Below are 17542 nucleotides of genomic sequence, written 5' to 3' on the forward strand. Positions count from 1 at the left end.
AATAAAAAAAGGAGAGTCGAGTGTGAAGAAGAAGTTATTTTTATTCATAGTAATGTTGAACTTTATATCGTGTGCTAGGATGTCACCAGAGGAAAGGTATCAAAGTTTAATAGTTAGTAAAGAAAGTGGGAAATTGAAAGTAGTTGAAGAACATTTGGTTTACAAAAGATCTAAGAAAAATTATGTAGGTAGATATGTTGTCAATTATGATAATGGTAAGGTTAAAAGTAATGCTTATTATTTGGAGGGGAAAAAAGAAGGAAAAGAAGAAGAATTTTATGAAAATGGAAAAATGAAAAGTGAAAGAGATTTCATAAATGGAGAAAAGGAAGGGGAAGAGATTACCTACTTTTTAAACGGTGATATAAAGAGTAAAACAAATTATACTGCAAATAATAAAAATGGTAAAGAAATAATATTTAGCAAGGGCAAGGAGTCTTATATTATTACAAATTATCTATTAGGTAAAAAGAAAGGAAGTGAAAAGGAGTATAAAAAAGGGGTTCTGATAAGAGAAACAGAATTTATAAACTCTCTAAAAAATGGTAAAGAAATTTTTTACAAAAATGGAAATAAAATAGAAAAAAGAAATTATAAATCTGGAAAGTTACTTTCATATGAAAAGGTAGAATATTTAAATGATAATAAGAAAATAAGTTATTTTAAGGGGAATCAACTGGTAACTATAGAAATATATGAAAAATCCAGATTGATAAAAAAAATTCCATATAAATATAATATTAAAAACGGAAAAGGATATGAATTTAAAGGGAGCTATCCCTATGAAATCATATACTCAAATGGAGATATTTTAGAGAAAAAAGAGTTATTAAAAGAAGCTAATTACAATGAAAACATAAAGTTTTCTGGGGCACTTCCGGAAAGAAAATATGTTCTTATAACAAGTAATAAGGCTATCCCAAAGAAAGACGCATACAAAACTAGTGAACGTTTAAAAGAAAAGGTATTCTGGGGAGAGAAATATACCTATCTTGGTGAGACAAAAAAATTTTATAAAATTAGTTGTTATGGGAAAACTGCTTATATAACTAAAAAATACTCTATTTTAAGAAGATTTGATTTTAATAAGATGGTTAGTAAATTAAAAGAATTAAACAAATTTATAGAGACTTCACCTAAAAAATCTGACATAAGGATTATTAACCATTATATCAATCCTACATCAAAGAAAAATGACCAAGGAGAAAGGGATAGTTATGGAAGTAGAGGTGAACAGGCAGCAATAGCTTATTATATAGAAAATAAGGTAGAAAAATTTCGTTATATACATGATAGACAATACATTTTAATTACCGGAAAAGATGAAGAAAAAGGGACAATTTCTTTTAAACTTCCAGGAGATAATAAGGTTTATAAAACGCTAAAAAACGAGGTAACAAAAAAAAATTATGGGGATCCGATAAAGAAAGCAATAATCATAGATAAGAAAAACCAAAATCAGGGAGTCTTTGAAAAGGTAGATGGCATCTGGGAACTGGTTTCATATTCCTATATAAACTCTGGTAGAGATAATGGAGAGGACAGTTATAAAACCCCTTCAGGAGAGTATTCTATAGCCTATGGAGTTCCTTTTATTCTATTTCTTTCAAAAGAGGATGATGGCAATGACATCAAAGCAAATTTTGGTATACGATTTAGTGGAGGAGGGTATATTCATACTATTCCATATGCAAAGAAACAAGACAGCGAATTAAAAGTGGAATTAAAAACTATAATTGCAGAAGGAGAAAAAAAACTAGGAATATACCCTACAACACATAAGTGTGTTAGGAATCCACAAGATCATGGGAAGTTTCTTTATGAGTGGCTGGGAGCTAAAAAAATCAGAAATGGGAGGTATAGGATACCTGAAGAAAATAGTATAGTAATATCGTATTAATTTTGATTGTTACAGCAACTTACGGTGTTACAATACACTTACTAATATACCTTATTCTAGTTATAATTCTAGATATTCATTCTAAAAGGACTTTTCGATTTAATACATCGATTAGTCCTTTTCTTATCATGTTTAAATAAAAGAAATGATTGACGAATATATATGCGAACGCTATCCTATAAAAAACTTATAGCAGTTTTAAAAAATGGAAATTCATAATCCAAAAAAATGAAAATAAGCTCCCGTGAGAGTCTGTGTTATTTGAGACTACTATTTCAAAAGGACCTACCAAACTATCCCATCCAAGGCCTAATCCTACTCCAGAAGTAAAAATATTATTAGAAAGTGGTCTATAAAATATAGATCACTTTTTTATTAAATCTGATAGATTAATTAGTAATATTAAATTCATAGTTTAAAAAATCTGAGAATAGATATATTATTAAAATAAATTAATAATATGATTTGAAGGGAATAATGATAAAAAAAATTAATTGAAAGGAGAAAACTATGGACGATAAAGAAAGATTTTTATTTTATAATTTATTAACAAACGAAGAAAAAGAACTTTTAAAAATAAAAAATTATAAAAAAGGAGATACTTTAACCTATTTTGAAAAGATGCATAAATTTTATTTTATTTTAGATGGCGAAGTTAGGCTTTTTAAAAATCTGGATAAAATGCTATTAGTATCTGTTTCAGTATTATCGGAGGGATACTTAGTTGGAATTTTAAGGTTTCTAACAGAAGTTGGAATAACTGACGAGACAATAGTCTTAACAGACACTTTAAAAGTGATTGAGATTGACCTTGACATAATTAAAAGATTAAAAAATGAAAGTTTTGAATTCAATAATTATTTAATTGATTTAATTCTAAAACGTGGGCTAGAGACTATAGAATCTTTAAGAATAAAGACTTTTTCTGGGATAAAAGGATTAATTGCATATAATTTAATAAAGCATTCGAGAGGTGATTACTTATATATCGAACGTTATGATGAAATTATTAAATATTTAAATATTAGTCATAACGGTTTTTACAGTACGTTAAATAAGCTTGTTAAAGACAAATTAATAGAAAAATCAAAAAATAGTATAAAAATTTTAGATGCTCAAAAACTTAAAGGACTTTATTCAGACTTTTTAAATTAATAATAAAAATTTAATAATAAGAATGTAGATTAGTGTATTGTTAGGGATTGCCTAAAAAAGTCTCTAAGATCTGTAAGTAAAATATAAAAAAGCTTTCAAAATATTATATTCTGAAAGCTTTTTTATTTAATTAATTATGAGGTTTCTGAAAACTGAAAAGAATACCTCTATTCTGTGATGTTCTATTTTTCTTACACCCTCTACAAATTTTATTATAAGGGACTCCACAAGAGTCTATCTCTGTTTCAAATACTCTCTTACATTTTAAACATTTTGTTTTTTTCTTTATTTTATTTTCCATAAATATCTCCCTTCATAAATTATCAAAATATACACTAAATGATCTTTATTTGTATATTTATAGATTATAATAAAATTTATTTCAAATATAACGACTTGTAGTGATTGATTTTTTTCTTAAAATATGCAACGTAATTTTTATTAATTAGAAACTTGAAATTCTTAATTATACCATAAAATTGAAAAAAAATAAATTTCAATGGTTAGTTTTAATTTTTTATTAGTCTGTTATAATTGTTTTCTAATAGAAAATTAATTTATTTTAATTTTTCTAATGGGTACAATTTTAATGTTAAAACAATTATAAGGAGGGAAAATGAAAAAAATATCAATTTTATTAGCAGCTTTAGTTATTACTGGAGTTTCTTATGGGGCACAACTAGAACTAAAAGGTGGATTTGAACCTTGGAGAGAAGGAAATAATTCATCTTCAAGTTTTGATCAAGGTGGGAGTTTAGGAGCAGAACTATTATTTAATGCAGAAAATAGCCCATTTGATTATGGTATAGGAATGGAGTGGAAATCTGAATTTTCTGGAGGAGAAAATAATGTGTTAGCTGAAACAAAAAGTAATGCATTTCCTGTATATTTAACTGGTAAATACGGAATAGGAGAAGATTTATTTTATTTAGTAGGTAGAGCTGGATGGGCTATGTATGATACTTCTGAATCTATTGATGGGTTTTATGGAGCTGTAGGAGTTGGAAAACAATTTGCTCACATTACTGTAGAAGCACTTTATGAATCTATGGATTTAAGTGGAAGTTCTCATATGTATTCAGGTGATAGAGCTAACCTGGCATCAATCAAATTTGGTTATAAATTCGGTGAAAATAAGAGAGATGTAATCTCAAGAGAAAAAGAAGAGGCATTAAAAGCAGAGTATGAAAAACAACAAGCTGAGGAAGCTGCTAAAATAGCTGCAGAAAATAAAGCAAAGGAAGAAGCGGCTGCTTTAGAGACTGAAAATATTGCTAAAGAAAATGAAAGAACCGAAATCCTAAAAAAATATAATAACGTGATTGTTGCTGATGGTTATTCTATGGATAAAAACGAACCTATGAATGTGAATCAAGAATTTTTAGAAAATATCGCTAGTGATTTATCCGAAGAGTCTGGGACTCTTACAGTTAGGGCTTATACAGATAATACAGGATCAGAAGCAGCTAATTTAAGAATTTCTAAAAAAAGAGCAGACAAAGCTGCTGAAGCAATAAGAGAAGGAATCAATAATGAAAATATTGAAGTTATATCAGAAGGATTAGGAGAAACTAATTTTTTAACTGATAACTCTACTCTTGATAAAAGAAAAACTAATAGAAGAATAGAAGTTAATTTTATAGCTAAATAATATAGGAGGAATAATGAAAAAAATAATATTAATAGCTTTATCTATTTTAACATTAGTAAGTTGTAATTTAGATAAAGAAAAAAAATCAAGTATAAATATAACTGCAACTTACCGTGAAAGGATAGCGTTATTACCTGGAGCTAAAGTTATAGCAATACTAGAAGATGTTTCTAAAGCAGATGCACCTAGTATTGAAGTAGTAAAACAAGAGATACCGGCAGGGAATTTGCCTTATAAACTAACAATAGATTTTCCTAAAAAAGACATTATTGAGACACATAGATACAATGTAAGAGTTAAGATTATGAAAGACGAAAAGTTACTTTTTACATCAACAGATTCATATGATCCTTTTAAAGAAGATGAAAAGGTAATTATATTGAAAAAAATGAAGTAAAAATTTAAATTAAACCCATGGATGAAGATGCTAAATAAAAGTACCCATTCCATGGGTTTTTTATAAAAAAAACAAAATTATAACACATATATCATTAAAAAACAATCACTACAGGTAGAGATGTAAAATAGAAAATTTATTATAATTTAAAAGAAATCATATTATTAAAATTATATTATTATAGGGAGAGAATTAGTGCTTATGCCAAAAAATTATAACGAATTAAAAAAAAGAGGATTAAAAGGGACAGTGGCTATTGGTATTGTTGTAGCTACATTATTATTAATGCATTCATGTTTTTCTGATAAGGAAATAGAGAAAAAGGAAGGATTAACTAACATTGGAGATAAAAAAATAGAAAAATCAACTAATACTGATGAGAAAGAAGAACTAGTTTCTTCTAAGGAAGATGCAAATTCGAATATTAAAGACGGAGTTATTAAAGCTAGTAATTCTAAATCAGGGTCTTCAGTAACGGAAGAAGATTATTTTAAGCCAAACAAATTAAAGGAAAAAACACTTATAAAAACTCAAAATCAAAAAACAGAAGATACTCAAAAATTTAAAGTAAAAAAGAAAATAGAAACTAAAGGGGATTCAAGTGAGACTACTTCAAAAGAGAGTGTTAACAGTTTTGATGATACTAATCAAGGTAATGAGAGTTTAATAAAAGGGGAAAAAAAGCTAAAAGAAGAAGAGAATAAAGAAGAACATAGTTTATTAGTCTTTGGAAGCTTAGGTTTTGAGAAAATTAATCATAGCAGCAGTAAAGATACAGGATCTACAGATCCGATAGATCCAGATAAACCAGATAAACCAGATAAACCAGACAGACCAAACAGACCAGATATAGACGATTTATTACCAATAACACCAGAAGTACCAGTAACAGAAGTAATAATTTGGGAAAATGGGAATGAGATATATGGTAATAAATATACTTTGAAAAATAACTTAGAAATGATAGATAATATAGATGGGTTAAAAACAACCGGAGGAACTATTATTAATGAGGCTACAATTAATTCAAATGCTTTTGTTGGGGAAAATTATGCTATGAGAGCTGAAGATCATGCAGATGGTCGTCAAGGTATAGCAATTAATAAAGGGAATATCACAGGTGGTAGCAAGGGAATGATTGCTATAAATGGTGGAGAAATTATAAATGATGGAACAATTGACCTTACTTTTGATTCTAATGGAGGTATGGTTGCAGATGGTGCTGGGAGTTCAGCTATAAATAATGGAACTGTAAAGGGAACAATGGCATCACATCGATTTGCTTCTATGATAAATGAAGGGACTGCAGATACAATGAGAGCATTTTCTAATTCTACTGCTATAAATAATGGTGAGACAGGGCGTATGGATGCCTCATTTGAAGCTACTATGACAAATTATAACAAAGCTTCAGATATGTGGGCTTATAACGCTACTATCATTAATGAGGTTGGAGGAGTAATTAGTACTTCTGACTCTCTTATTTCTGACTCTCATGGAATGTATGCTAGAGAAGGTTCAACTGCTATAAATAAAGGTGAAATAAGAGTTGCACTATCTCCAGGGAAATATGGAATGTATGCTACAGGTGGCTCAACAATAATTAATGAAAAAGGTGGAACAATAATTAATGCAGCAGACGGTGGAATGAGAGCCAATGGTGCAGGTAGTATAGCTACAAATAAAGGCGAAATTCAAAGTGGTAATAGAGGAAGTGGAATGGGAGCCAATAGTGTTGCCGTTGCTATAAATGAAGAAACAGGAGTTATCACTGGTAGCGACAACCATAATGGAATGTATGCAGATGGAGCAAGGTCTTTAGTAAGAAATAAAGGAACTATTTCTAATAGTGGAACAACTAATATGTTATCTTACAGAGGTGGTCAGGCCATCAATGAAGAAACAGGAATCCTTTCAAATAGTAAAGAAGCAGGTATGGAAGCTGATGGAGGTAACGGTTCAACAGCAATTAATAAAGGAACTATAAAAGATTCTCAAATGAATGGAATGCGTGGTCATACTGGAACTCATGTAGAAAACACTTCAACTGGTAAGATCATTAATTCTAAAGAAACTGGAATATATGCAGCTGGAGTAGGATCAACTGGAATTAATTTCGGTATCATATCAGATTCAGGTATTAGGGGAATGTATACAGATAGTAAGGGAACTATAATAAATGAAAAAGGTGGAGAAATAATTAATTCTAAAAGTTCAGGGATGCATGTATATGGAGAAGGAGCATCTGGAATTAATAAGGGGACAATATCGGGTTCAGGAAGTAGTGGTATGTATGCAGATGGTGAAGGTGTAGTAATAAATGATACAAATGGAGAGATCAATAAATCTAAAGGATCAGGTATCCATATAAGTGGATTAAATTCAGTAGGAACTAATGATGGTAAGATATTAGATTCAGAGATTAGTGGGATGTTTGTAGAAAATAAAGGTACTATAATAAATACTGTAAATGGAAAGATTACTAACTCAAAGGGATCAGGTATGCATGTTGATGGACCAAAGTCACTAGGAACTAATAGTGGTAGTATATTAGGTTCAGGAATTAGTGGAATGTATGCAGAAAATGGAAGTACAGTAATAAATGAAAAAGATGGAAAGATCATTGGTTCAAAAGGATCAGGTATCCATGTAAGTGGTTTCGGTTCAACAGGGATTAATAGTGGTGAAATATTGGATTCCGAGATTAGTGGAATGCATGCCGAAAATCATGGCAGTATAGTAAACACTGTTGATGGAAAAATAATTAATTCTAAAGGTTCCGGAATGTATGTAAGTGGAACGGGAGCATCTGGAATTAATAGTGGTACAATATCGGGTTCAGAAGATTGGGGTATGTATACTGAAGGAAAAGATTCATCAGGAATAAATGATGGAGAAATAACAAGTGAAAAACAAGGAATGTATACAAGTGAAGGAACTATAACTAATAATGACTTAATAACGATAAATAGAAATGGTGTAGGAATGGAAATAGATGGTGGATCTGCTGTTAATAAAGGAACTATAACATCTATTAGTGGATCTAACATAGGTATTAGGGTTTATAATAATGGAACCGCTGTAAATGAAGGAACGATCTCTACTGATGGTGACTATGGAATGCATATAGTTAGAGGAACAGGAATAAATGAAAAAGGTGCAACAACCTCTAATACTGGTGACCATGGAATGTATATAGCTGATGCAGGAATAGGGACCAACAAAGGAACGATCTCTAATACTGGTAACAATGGAATGACTATATCTGGAGCAGGAAGTACAGGGATAAATGAAAAAGGTGCAACAATCTCTAATACTGGTGCCTATGGAATGAATATATCTGGAATAGGAATAGGGACCAACAAAGGAGCTATCTCTAATACTGGTAACTATGGAATGAATGTAGTTGAAGCAGGAAGTACAGGGATAAATGAAGTAGGTGCAACAATCTCTAATACTGGTAACTATGGAATGAATATATCTAGAGGAATAGGGACCAACAAAGGAACGATCTCTAACGATGGTGACGATGGAATGAGGATATATGCAACAAGTATAGGAATAAATGAAAAAGATGCAACAATCTCTAACAATGGTGACGATGGAATGAATATAATTTATGGAGGAACAGGGACCAACAAAGGAACGATCTCTAACGATGGTGACTATGGAATGTATATAGCTGAAGTAGGAAGTACAGGAATAAATGAAGTAGGTGCAACAATCTCTAATACTCGTGACTATGGAATGCTTATAGAGAAAGCAGGAGTAGGGATCAACAAAGGAACAATCTCTAATACCGGCAACAATGGAATGACTATATCTGGAAGTACAGGGATAAATGAAGAAGGTGCAATAATCTCTAATACTGGTGACTATGGAATGAAAATATCTGGAGGAACAGGAACCAACAAAGGAGCTATCTCTAACGATGGTGATTATGGAATCTATATAACTGGATCAGGTAGTACAGGAATAAATGAAGTAGGTGCAACAATCTCTAATGTTGGTGACTATGGAATAGAGATAACTTCTGGAGGAACAGGAACCAACAAAGGAATAATCTCTAACGATGGTGACTATGGAATGCATATAGTTAGAGCAACAGGAATAAATGAAGAAGGTGCAACAATCTCTAATACTGGTAGCTATAGGATGCACATAGAGAGAGGGGGAACAGGAATAAATAACGGGGATTTAGACGATGGATCTGATAACTATATTGTAATGCGAGCATCTAGTAGCGATAGTTTTGGTAAGAATACTGGAACTATTGATATAAATTATTCTAATAGTATTGCAATGAACGGAGTGTTAGGAGGTTCACTTTTAAACGAGGGAACAATTAACATAAATGGAGATAATGGTGTTGGAATGTATATTAATGGAGGTGGAACAGCTACAAATGAATCAGGAGGTATTATTAACCTAAATTCTACTAATGGAATTGGTATTTATGCTACCGGAAAAGGATCAAAAGTTGTAAATAATGGTGAGATTAATCTTTCAGGTAACTCAACAGATGGAGATAAAACCGATGATAAAGGGAACAGAAATATAGTTTTAGAAGATGGAGCAACGTTCCTTAATAGTGGAGTATTTAGATCCGATGGAAATATAAATTTTGATGAAATGGGTGACGGTAAATTTATTATGAGTAGTGGTGGAACAGTAGAAGCCGATAAAATAGAAGGAGATATCTATGCAAGTGGAGCATTAGCCATGGGCGGATATGATGATGTCTACAGTACATATAAGATGCTGGAAACTAATGAATTAGATGGAAACATAATTTCTAATTCGGCAATGTTTGATGCTCACTTTACTGATAATGCTGATGATAATGGTTTTTATGATGTTGTATTGGATAGGAAAGATTTTAATACAATTGTTAGTAACGAAGAAATAGGGGAAATATTAGAAGATAATTATGAAGATAATGGAAATGAATTAAAAGAAGATTACTATGATGCTCTAAAGCTAGTATCAACAGAAAAAGGTTTAGATAAAGCAGTCGAAGATAGTTATGGAATGTCTTACTACCCAACATTAGCTAAACAAACTTTTGAAATAGTAAATGATAGTAACCAGGTAATCGTTGATAATGTTATTAACAATGAAAGAGTAAGAAGGGTTGGAGAAACTATAGCTATAGCAGGAGTAAATACTACAAGATTAGAAAATGATTCCCATGATAATGCTTCAGGGTATGATACTGATTTGTACAGTGTTTATTTAGGAGCAGAAAAACAAATAAATAAAAACACACGTATCGGTGGAATTCTTACCATAGGTAAAGGAGATACAGATTTAAATGATATAAAAGGATCTAGAGAAGATTATTATTACCAAGGTAATGTATATTTTACTTATGAAAATGAAGATAGATTAAAATTTACATCAATGATATTTGGTGGGATGACTGATACATCTCTAGATAGAACCTTAGCATTTGGAAGTTTGTATGAAACAATGGAAGATGATATCAATAACTATTATGTAGGATTAAATAATGAATTAAGTAAAAAATATTATTTTGGTCAAAATTATATAAAACCTAAATTTGAGCTTAACTTTACATATATGATGCAAGATGATATTTCAGAATCAGGGGACCAAGGATTAGAGATTGATGGTGTAAATTCTGTATCTGTGGAGACAGGCTTAGGATTAGCATTAGGAAGAGATTTTTATATGGATAATGGAAGTAAGTTCAACATTGAAGGAAGTGTTACAGGATATGCTGAATTAGCAGACCCATATAAAGATTTAGATTCGACTTTTAATACTTTAAGTACAGATAAAGTTAAGATAGACGGATATAATAATGACGATTTTTATGGCGACATCATGATTGGTGGAAGTTATGAAACCAAAAATTCATTAAAATTATATACAAAAATAGGATATAGAATAGGTAATGATTCAGATGGACCTATAGGGAATATTGGATTTAATTATTTATTTTAAAAATTATTGATTAGAAGGAAATTCTGATAATTTCCTTCTAATTTTCTGTTTAGGAGACTTTAGATATGAAAAAAGAAAAGAATTATGGGAAAATACGGTCTAAAAAATATAAAAAAAATTCTATTATCGGAATATGGGATCTTTTAAAAGCTATTATTATCAGTTTTGCTCTAATAGTTGTTCTATTGATAATAAAAGATTATTAATACTGTAAGAAAGATATTTATAAAAAATAGTTTGTTTTAGGATGTTATTTTATACAGATAGAGACTTCAAATATAAGGAAGTATAACTATGGATCAATTATTTTATATAATAATGAAGAATCAAATGTACCTTATAGAAACTCAAACTCCTACTCATATAAAATTTTCTACAGTAGGAAAACCAAAATTATTTATAAGTAAGAAAAAGGCTGAAAAATAACGTGAAAAAACAGGTGGAATTATTGTTAAAATTAAAACAACAAACAATGGTATTAGTTAGGAGGAATATTATGGAAAAGAACCTTAAAAAGAAAGTAACTTGTTTAAAATGTAAGAAAAAATTTGAATCAGAGATAGATTTTTTAGGAATACCATATTATAAAATTTGTCCTTCATGTAAAAAAAATACTGGAAATTATGGGCGAGGAATAAGTAGCTATTCGTAAAATATCAATAGTGAAGTGTTAATAAAAAAGGAGAAATTATGAATATAAAATATAAAGTAGTTTTAATCTCTGGACTTTTATTTATTATGGGTTGTAAATCTGTAGAGAATAAAGTTATAGAGGGGGCAATTTACAGTAAGGATAAAAAAGTTTATAGTGTTTTTGATAATAAACCTGTAAATGGAGTATTAGAAAAGGAAGGATACTATGGGAAGAGAGAATATTCTACTTATAAAAAAGGAACTCTTTATAATTTAAAAAAAATAAGTAAAGAAAATGAGCTTCTTTATGAGGTATCTTTTGATGGAATGGGACTTTTTAATGGAAAAACATTTGAGGAGAAAGGGAAGAGCAGTGAGTACTCCCATGGAGTTTTAGACGGAGAAGTTATCTATGAAGATTATAGAGGTAATAAGATTATAGAAAGATATGCTGATGGTGTTCTAAACGGGGTACAAGAAAAAAAAGAAGGTAAAAAATTATTTTTTAATCAAGGTTTGAGAACTACAAAAGATATAGAATCACCAACTAAAAAGCAATCAAAAGTTATTGTATGGGGAGAGATCCCTAAAGAAAACTTTACTGGAGAATTATACGGAAAGCCTAAAACAGGTATTATAAATAATAATTATGCAGCTATGCAAATAGAAAATTATAAGAATGGGGTTTTACTATCTAGGAAGTACTATGATAAACAAGGAAAAAAGATGTATGAATTTCACTTTGTGGATGGAAATATAAAAAAAATAATAAAAAAAATAGAATATACCAAAGGGATTTTAAGGGAATTAAAAAATTATAATTCAGATGGAGTCTTAAATGGAAAATATATTTTAGGGAGTTATTATTCTACTAACACTGAAGTTAAAAATTATAAAAATGGAATCCCGCATGGAGAAGTAGAGATATTAATTGAAAAAGATGGGAAATTAGATAAAAAAATAGGCTTTTATGATAAAGGAATCTATACTGGATATAAAAATACACAATACTATAAGGATGGAATTGAAATTGATAAAGAATTAGCTAATACAGTTTCTTCTAACTTTATAATAACTAATATAAAAGATATCAAGAATAAAGAAAGTTTTAGTGGTTATACAAACCAAATAATTAATAATAACAATGCTGAAGATGGGAATATTTATTACTATGAAAACGGATTTCTTAAAGAAGAATATAAATATGAAAATAATTCTTTAATTCAATCAAAATATTATCTAAAGAATGGAAAATACATTCAAAAAACTTATAAAGATGGAATTATTCAAAAAATTTCAAATTATAATGCTGATGGTATTGAAGATGGAGCCTTTACAGCGTATGAACATGATAATAGCAAAACTGTTGGTTATATAGTAAATGGAGTAATAGACGGAAGAAGTGTTCATTATCATGGAACAAAAGTTTATTATGTCGATGTCTATTCTAAAGGGAAAGAATATCAAAGAACTATTTACTATGATTACGAGAAAAAACAAATTTTTCAGACACAAAAAGGTGTCAATACAGGCAGAGGATGGATCATAATAGGGATGGATAAAACCTATTATGAAGATGGAAACTTGAAAAAGGTAGTTAATTATGGAGATGGATTATCTTCAGAGAAAAAAGTAGAAGTTACTAAATTTTATTCTAATGGGAAGATAAAATCAAAAGGTACAATGGATTATTGTTTATATAAAAATATTGGTAAAAAAACTATATTCTATGAGAATGGAAAGAAAAAAATAGAAGAAAATTACAATGATAGAAACTATAATACTGGAACAAAAAAATATTATTTTCCCAGTGGAAAGATAGAAAAAATAGAAAGTTATAATGATAGAGGTTATAAAGATGGGACATTTAAAACTTACAATAAAGATGGGAAATTAATAGAAGAGTTACATTATAAAAATGGATATAAAAAATAATTTTGTATAATAAAAATAAAATTAGATTTTTTATAGTATAAAGATTGGAGGTTAGTTATCTTTTATTTTATCAATACAAAAAATCAAAAGATACATCTAAAACATTGTGAGTATTTATCAGAAAAAAAGAAATTCTTTTTAGGATCTCATAACAATTTAGAGTCTGTAGTAATTACTGCTATATCAGAAGGATATGTTAATGCAAAAATTTGTTCTCATTGTTGCATGTCAATAAATTGGGACTAGTAGTTTTAATTAAAAAATAGGGGGATTGAAATGCACTATATTGACTTTTATATCGATACCAAAACACGTAAAATTCATAAAGCAAGTTGTACAAAATCATCATATAAATCTAATATTTATTTAGGTATTTTTAGAAATTTTCATATAGCACTAATACATGCTGAGTCTAGAGGATATTTAGAGTTTTCTATTTGTGAGCATTGTAATGTTTCTTAAAGATGTTAACTTATTTAATAAAGGAGATTAAGAATGGGAAAAATAGTAATAATGTTATTAATAATAGTAATAATAGGGGGATATCTTTGTTTGTCGGTTTATAAAAATGATGAGAGATTCTTTAGTCTGCCCTATCAGAGAAGAACAGTAAATATTTTTGGAAGAAAAATAGCTAGATTATTTTATTTTGGGTTTGGATTTGTAATGATCATTTTTGCTTCATTTCTGATTTTTAAGATGTTAAATCAATAAAAGATGAATGTTTCTAGTATTCAAGTAACAGATAGTAGTGGTGAAATGAGGAAATCAAAATAACTGCTTTTAGTATACTAAAAAATTGACCAAACAATAAAAATATTAAATAGAAATTCCTAAGATCTAGATTTAAAAAACTGGATTTTTTAAAAACTGCTTTAAATATGAGCCTTATGAATTATCGTTTATATGGAACTATTTTTTAAATTTTTATAAAAAATTTAAAACTTTTTCTTCACTTTCTACGACTAATTAGTATAAGTAAATGAAAATAATATTTTTCGTTTCTTTCTTTCCTTAATAGTTAAAATAAAACCCTCCTGACTGTGTGACTATTACAGTTAGGAGGGTTTTATTTTGTTGTTTTAATTATTATGCATCTTGCTTTGTATCTGTGATTACAATCTCTCTTAAAGATACTGATTGAGGTAATTCATAAGCATATTTAATGGTCTTTGCAACATCATTTGCCGTTATATTTATAGCTCCTACTGCTTCTTTCCAAGCTTCATATCCGTTAATAATATCTTTATCTGTAGTATGTCCTAATAATTCTGTTGCTACTGCTCCTGGACAAATAGATAACACTCTTACGTTATGAGAGGACATCTCTTGTCTCGCTACTTCTGTAAGGCCTGTTACTCCATATTTTGTTGCACAATAAGCAGCATGACCACCAAATGGCTTTAATCCTGCTATTGAGGATAAATTGATTATTGTACCAAATTCTCTTTCTTTCATATCATTCATTACTATCTGCATTCCGTTCATTACACCCATTACATTTACATTTAACATAGTTTGCCATTCATTGGCATCTTGAGTTGCTAGATCCCCTAAGAGCATCATTCCAGCATTATTTATTATTAAATCCGTTTTTCCATATTTCGATTCTGCTTCTCTTATTGCATTTTCAAATTCAATTTTGTCAGTTACATCTACTTTTCTACACATTGTGTTTGGTAAGTTAAGGGCTTTCATTTTTTCCACTCTTCTTGCTAACAGTAGTGTAGGATATCCATCTTTTGAAAATTCTTTTGCTAACTCCATCCCAAATCCACTACTTGCTCCTGTTATTACTACTAATTTTTTCATTTTATTTCCTCCTAAAGTTTTATTATGAAATTAGTATATATGTTAAACCATGGTTTAATGCAAATTTTTTTCGTTTTTATTCTTGAATCATATTTTTCTTTCAGTTTCACATGAATTTCACACTATTGTTTTATTCTTTAGTTAAATCAAATAAATGGAGTGTGAAAATTGTGATAAAAAGAGAACTGAATATAAATAAAGAATTTTATGATATTAGTAAGTATATTGGGATAGTCAATCCGAATGAGGATATTTATGAAAGTTATTCTTTAAAAGAAAAATTAATAGTTTTAACTCTAAAAAGATTAATAGTTATTGAAGAAGGTATAGTTGATATAGAATTAAATTTTTCCTCTATTACTGGTTATGATTTTTTGTGTAGTAATATCGATCCAAATAACTTATGTGTAAAACTTAAAACAGATGAAAAAATAATCATTCTTAATTTTAAAGAAAAAAAGAAATACTTTCGTTTTATAACCAACTTGATGATAGGACTTAAAAATCAAAAGCACTTAAATTAATTTGCTTGTAATTGGGCTCTAAAGAGTCTTAGTTGACACCAGAATTCTTTTGGTTGTAAAACAAAAAATAAATACATCGGGAAGATCCCTTGAAAAGGAGACAAATAAAATAGAATTTAAAGAAGAAAAATTAATAGACTACATTATAACAGAATACACACTCGAAGAAATTAATGAAGCTAAAAAAAAAGCTATGAAAGATGAAGAGAGAAGAGCATTTGTTTTGATGCATAGAGGAAATGCTTTAATAGGTTATTTAATATGTCATGGATATCTATGAGTATTTTTGTAAAAAATATGGGTATTTATAAAAAAATCCCCCTGAGTTTATTTCTCAGAGGGGCTTTTTTATTTTTCATTATCTTTCCAGAATAGATATTAACCTCTCCCTTCTCTCTAGTACTGTATAATTTTCGTTTTATTCATTGCTTCTAAAAATTGCTTTTTCAAACCCACTATATCATTTTTTTCGACTTAAAAAAAAGTTAAAAAAAAATGCAACTTTTTTTTTAAAATTGACTCTATGTTAGTGTAGAAGAAAAAAATAAAATTTTAAAATAAAGGAGTGAGAAATTATGTGGAAGTTTTTAACAGATACTATTTGGGCTAAATTAATTGAAGGGATATTAGGATTATCGTTGGAAAGCAGAGTAGGAGAGGTTGCTTGGTATTTTTTACATGCAGCTAGTACTATCTTAATATTATTAGGGTTAGGGATATTTATTATATCTATATTAAGGACTTTTATATCAACGGAAAAAATTAAAAAGTTTATTGAATCGCACAAAGGTATAAAATCAAATGTCATGGCATCAGTACTTGGAGTAATTACACCGTTTTGTTCGTGCTCTAGTGTTCCTATCTTTATAGGATTTATAGAAGCAGGTATACCAACTGGAGTAGTATTTTCATTCTTAATAACTTCACCAATAGTAAATGAAGCAGCATTTTTAATATTGATGACTATCTTTGGATGGAAGGTCGCTACTATATATGCAATATCAGGAATAGTTATAGGTGTCTTAGGTGGTATGCTGATAGGTAAATTAAAGATGGAAAAGTATATCGAAGGTTATATCTATAAGATGCACTTAGAAGGTAAAAAAGAAAAAATATATAGGGGTAGAGAAAGGCTTACTTATGCATGGAAAGAAACTAAAGATGTAGTAATAAAATTAATTCCTTATATGATAGTAGGTATAGGCATAGGAGCATTTATCCATGGATGGGTACCAACAGATTTATTATCAAAGTATGGGGGAAAAGATAATTTCTTTGCAGTGCCAATCGCAACATTAGTTGCAATCCCTCTATATACAGATGCAGCAGGAATTATTCCGGTAGCAGAAGCGTTAATAACAAAGGGAGTAGGAATAGGAACAACTATGGCATTTATGATGGCAGCAGTAGCATTATCACTTCCAGAGATGTTACTTTTAAAAAAAGTAATAAAATTACCATTAATAGCAACATTTGTAGGAATAGTAGGAACAGGAATCATAGCTGTGGGATATTTATTTAACTATATTGCTTAAAGTATAATGTTAAATTTTTAAAATAAAGGA

15 protein-coding genes are annotated in these 17542 nt (G+C 29.2%); 13 read left to right on the forward strand and 2 right to left on the reverse strand.

Going from position 1 to position 17542, the window contains the following annotated elements:
* Positions 1-22 precede the first annotated feature (22 nt).
* On the forward strand, positions 23-1900 hold the full coding sequence (locus K337_RS0114010; RefSeq protein ID WP_028857158.1) for a L,D-transpeptidase family protein: 1878 nt from the start codon (positions 23-25) through the stop codon (positions 1898-1900).
* Between the two features lie 510 nt (positions 1901-2410).
* Positions 2411-3055, forward strand: coding sequence for a Crp/Fnr family transcriptional regulator (locus K337_RS0114015; RefSeq protein ID WP_028857159.1), 645 nt, complete (start codon positions 2411-2413; stop codon positions 3053-3055).
* A 130-nt stretch (positions 3056-3185) separates the two neighbouring features.
* On the opposite strand, the gene K337_RS19955 is transcribed toward K337_RS0114015, so the two are convergent.
* Positions 3186-3356: a hypothetical protein gene (locus tag K337_RS19955; RefSeq protein ID WP_156877388.1), complete on the reverse strand. Its 171-nt coding sequence runs from the start codon at positions 3354-3356 to the stop codon at positions 3186-3188.
* A 315-nt stretch (positions 3357-3671) separates the two neighbouring features.
* Between K337_RS19955 and K337_RS0114025 the strand changes: the two genes are divergently transcribed.
* The 8 genes from K337_RS0114025 (at position 3672) to K337_RS0114065 (ending at position 14355) form a co-directional block, all read left to right on the forward strand.
* Complete coding sequence (locus K337_RS0114025; protein WP_028857160.1) at positions 3672-4706, forward strand: OmpA family protein; 1035 nt, start codon at positions 3672-3674, stop codon at positions 4704-4706.
* Positions 4707-4719: 13 nt separating this feature from the next.
* A complete protein-coding gene (locus tag K337_RS0114030) occupies positions 4720-5103 on the forward strand; it encodes a YbaY family lipoprotein (RefSeq protein WP_028857161.1) in 384 nt (127 codons plus the stop codon).
* Between the two features lie 201 nt (positions 5104-5304).
* Positions 5305-11073 (forward strand): autotransporter outer membrane beta-barrel domain-containing protein, encoded by a 5769-nt coding sequence (locus tag K337_RS0114035; RefSeq protein ID WP_156877389.1) that lies wholly within the window; start codon positions 5305-5307, stop codon positions 11071-11073.
* Between the two features lie 65 nt (positions 11074-11138).
* Positions 11139-11279 carry a hypothetical protein gene (locus K337_RS19960; protein WP_156877390.1) on the forward strand — a complete coding sequence of 47 codons (141 nt, stop codon included), beginning with the start codon at positions 11139-11141 and terminating at the stop codon, positions 11277-11279.
* Positions 11280-11367: 88 nt separating this feature from the next.
* Entirely contained in the window at positions 11368-11499 is a 132-nt protein-coding gene (locus tag K337_RS20405) for a hypothetical protein (RefSeq protein WP_281168338.1), read from the forward strand.
* A 70-nt stretch (positions 11500-11569) separates the two neighbouring features.
* Positions 11570-11725: a hypothetical protein gene (locus K337_RS19965; RefSeq protein ID WP_156877391.1), complete on the forward strand. Its 156-nt coding sequence runs from the start codon at positions 11570-11572 to the stop codon at positions 11723-11725.
* Positions 11726-11763: 38 nt separating this feature from the next.
* Positions 11764-13641 carry a toxin-antitoxin system YwqK family antitoxin gene (locus tag K337_RS0114055; RefSeq protein WP_028857163.1) on the forward strand — a complete coding sequence of 626 codons (1878 nt, stop codon included), beginning with the start codon at positions 11764-11766 and terminating at the stop codon, positions 13639-13641.
* A 495-nt stretch (positions 13642-14136) separates the two neighbouring features.
* Positions 14137-14355 carry a hypothetical protein gene (locus K337_RS0114065; RefSeq protein ID WP_028857165.1) on the forward strand — a complete coding sequence of 73 codons (219 nt, stop codon included), beginning with the start codon at positions 14137-14139 and terminating at the stop codon, positions 14353-14355.
* Positions 14356-14730: 375 nt separating this feature from the next.
* On the opposite strand, the gene K337_RS0114070 is transcribed toward K337_RS0114065, so the two are convergent.
* Complete coding sequence (locus K337_RS0114070; protein ID WP_028857166.1) at positions 14731-15453, reverse strand: SDR family oxidoreductase; 723 nt, start codon at positions 15451-15453, stop codon at positions 14731-14733.
* A 170-nt stretch (positions 15454-15623) separates the two neighbouring features.
* On the opposite strand from K337_RS0114070, the gene K337_RS0114075 reads away from it, so the two are divergent.
* The 3 genes from K337_RS0114075 (at position 15624) to K337_RS0114085 (ending at position 17512) form a co-directional block, all read left to right on the forward strand.
* Complete coding sequence (locus K337_RS0114075; protein ID WP_028857167.1) at positions 15624-15977, forward strand: hypothetical protein; 354 nt, start codon at positions 15624-15626, stop codon at positions 15975-15977.
* 49 nt (positions 15978-16026) lie between these two features.
* On the forward strand, positions 16027-16257 hold the full coding sequence (locus tag K337_RS0114080; protein WP_028857168.1) for a hypothetical protein: 231 nt from the start codon (positions 16027-16029) through the stop codon (positions 16255-16257).
* A 295-nt stretch (positions 16258-16552) separates the two neighbouring features.
* The gene (locus K337_RS0114085) at positions 16553-17512 is read left to right on the forward strand and encodes a permease (protein WP_028857169.1); all 960 of its coding nucleotides are present in this window, start codon (positions 16553-16555) and stop codon (positions 17510-17512) included.
* Positions 17513-17542: the final 30 nt, after the last annotated feature.

The organism is Psychrilyobacter atlanticus DSM 19335 (genome assembly GCF_000426625.1).
In the GTDB taxonomy this organism is placed as follows: Bacteria; Fusobacteriota; Fusobacteriia; order Fusobacteriales; family Fusobacteriaceae; genus Psychrilyobacter; species Psychrilyobacter atlanticus.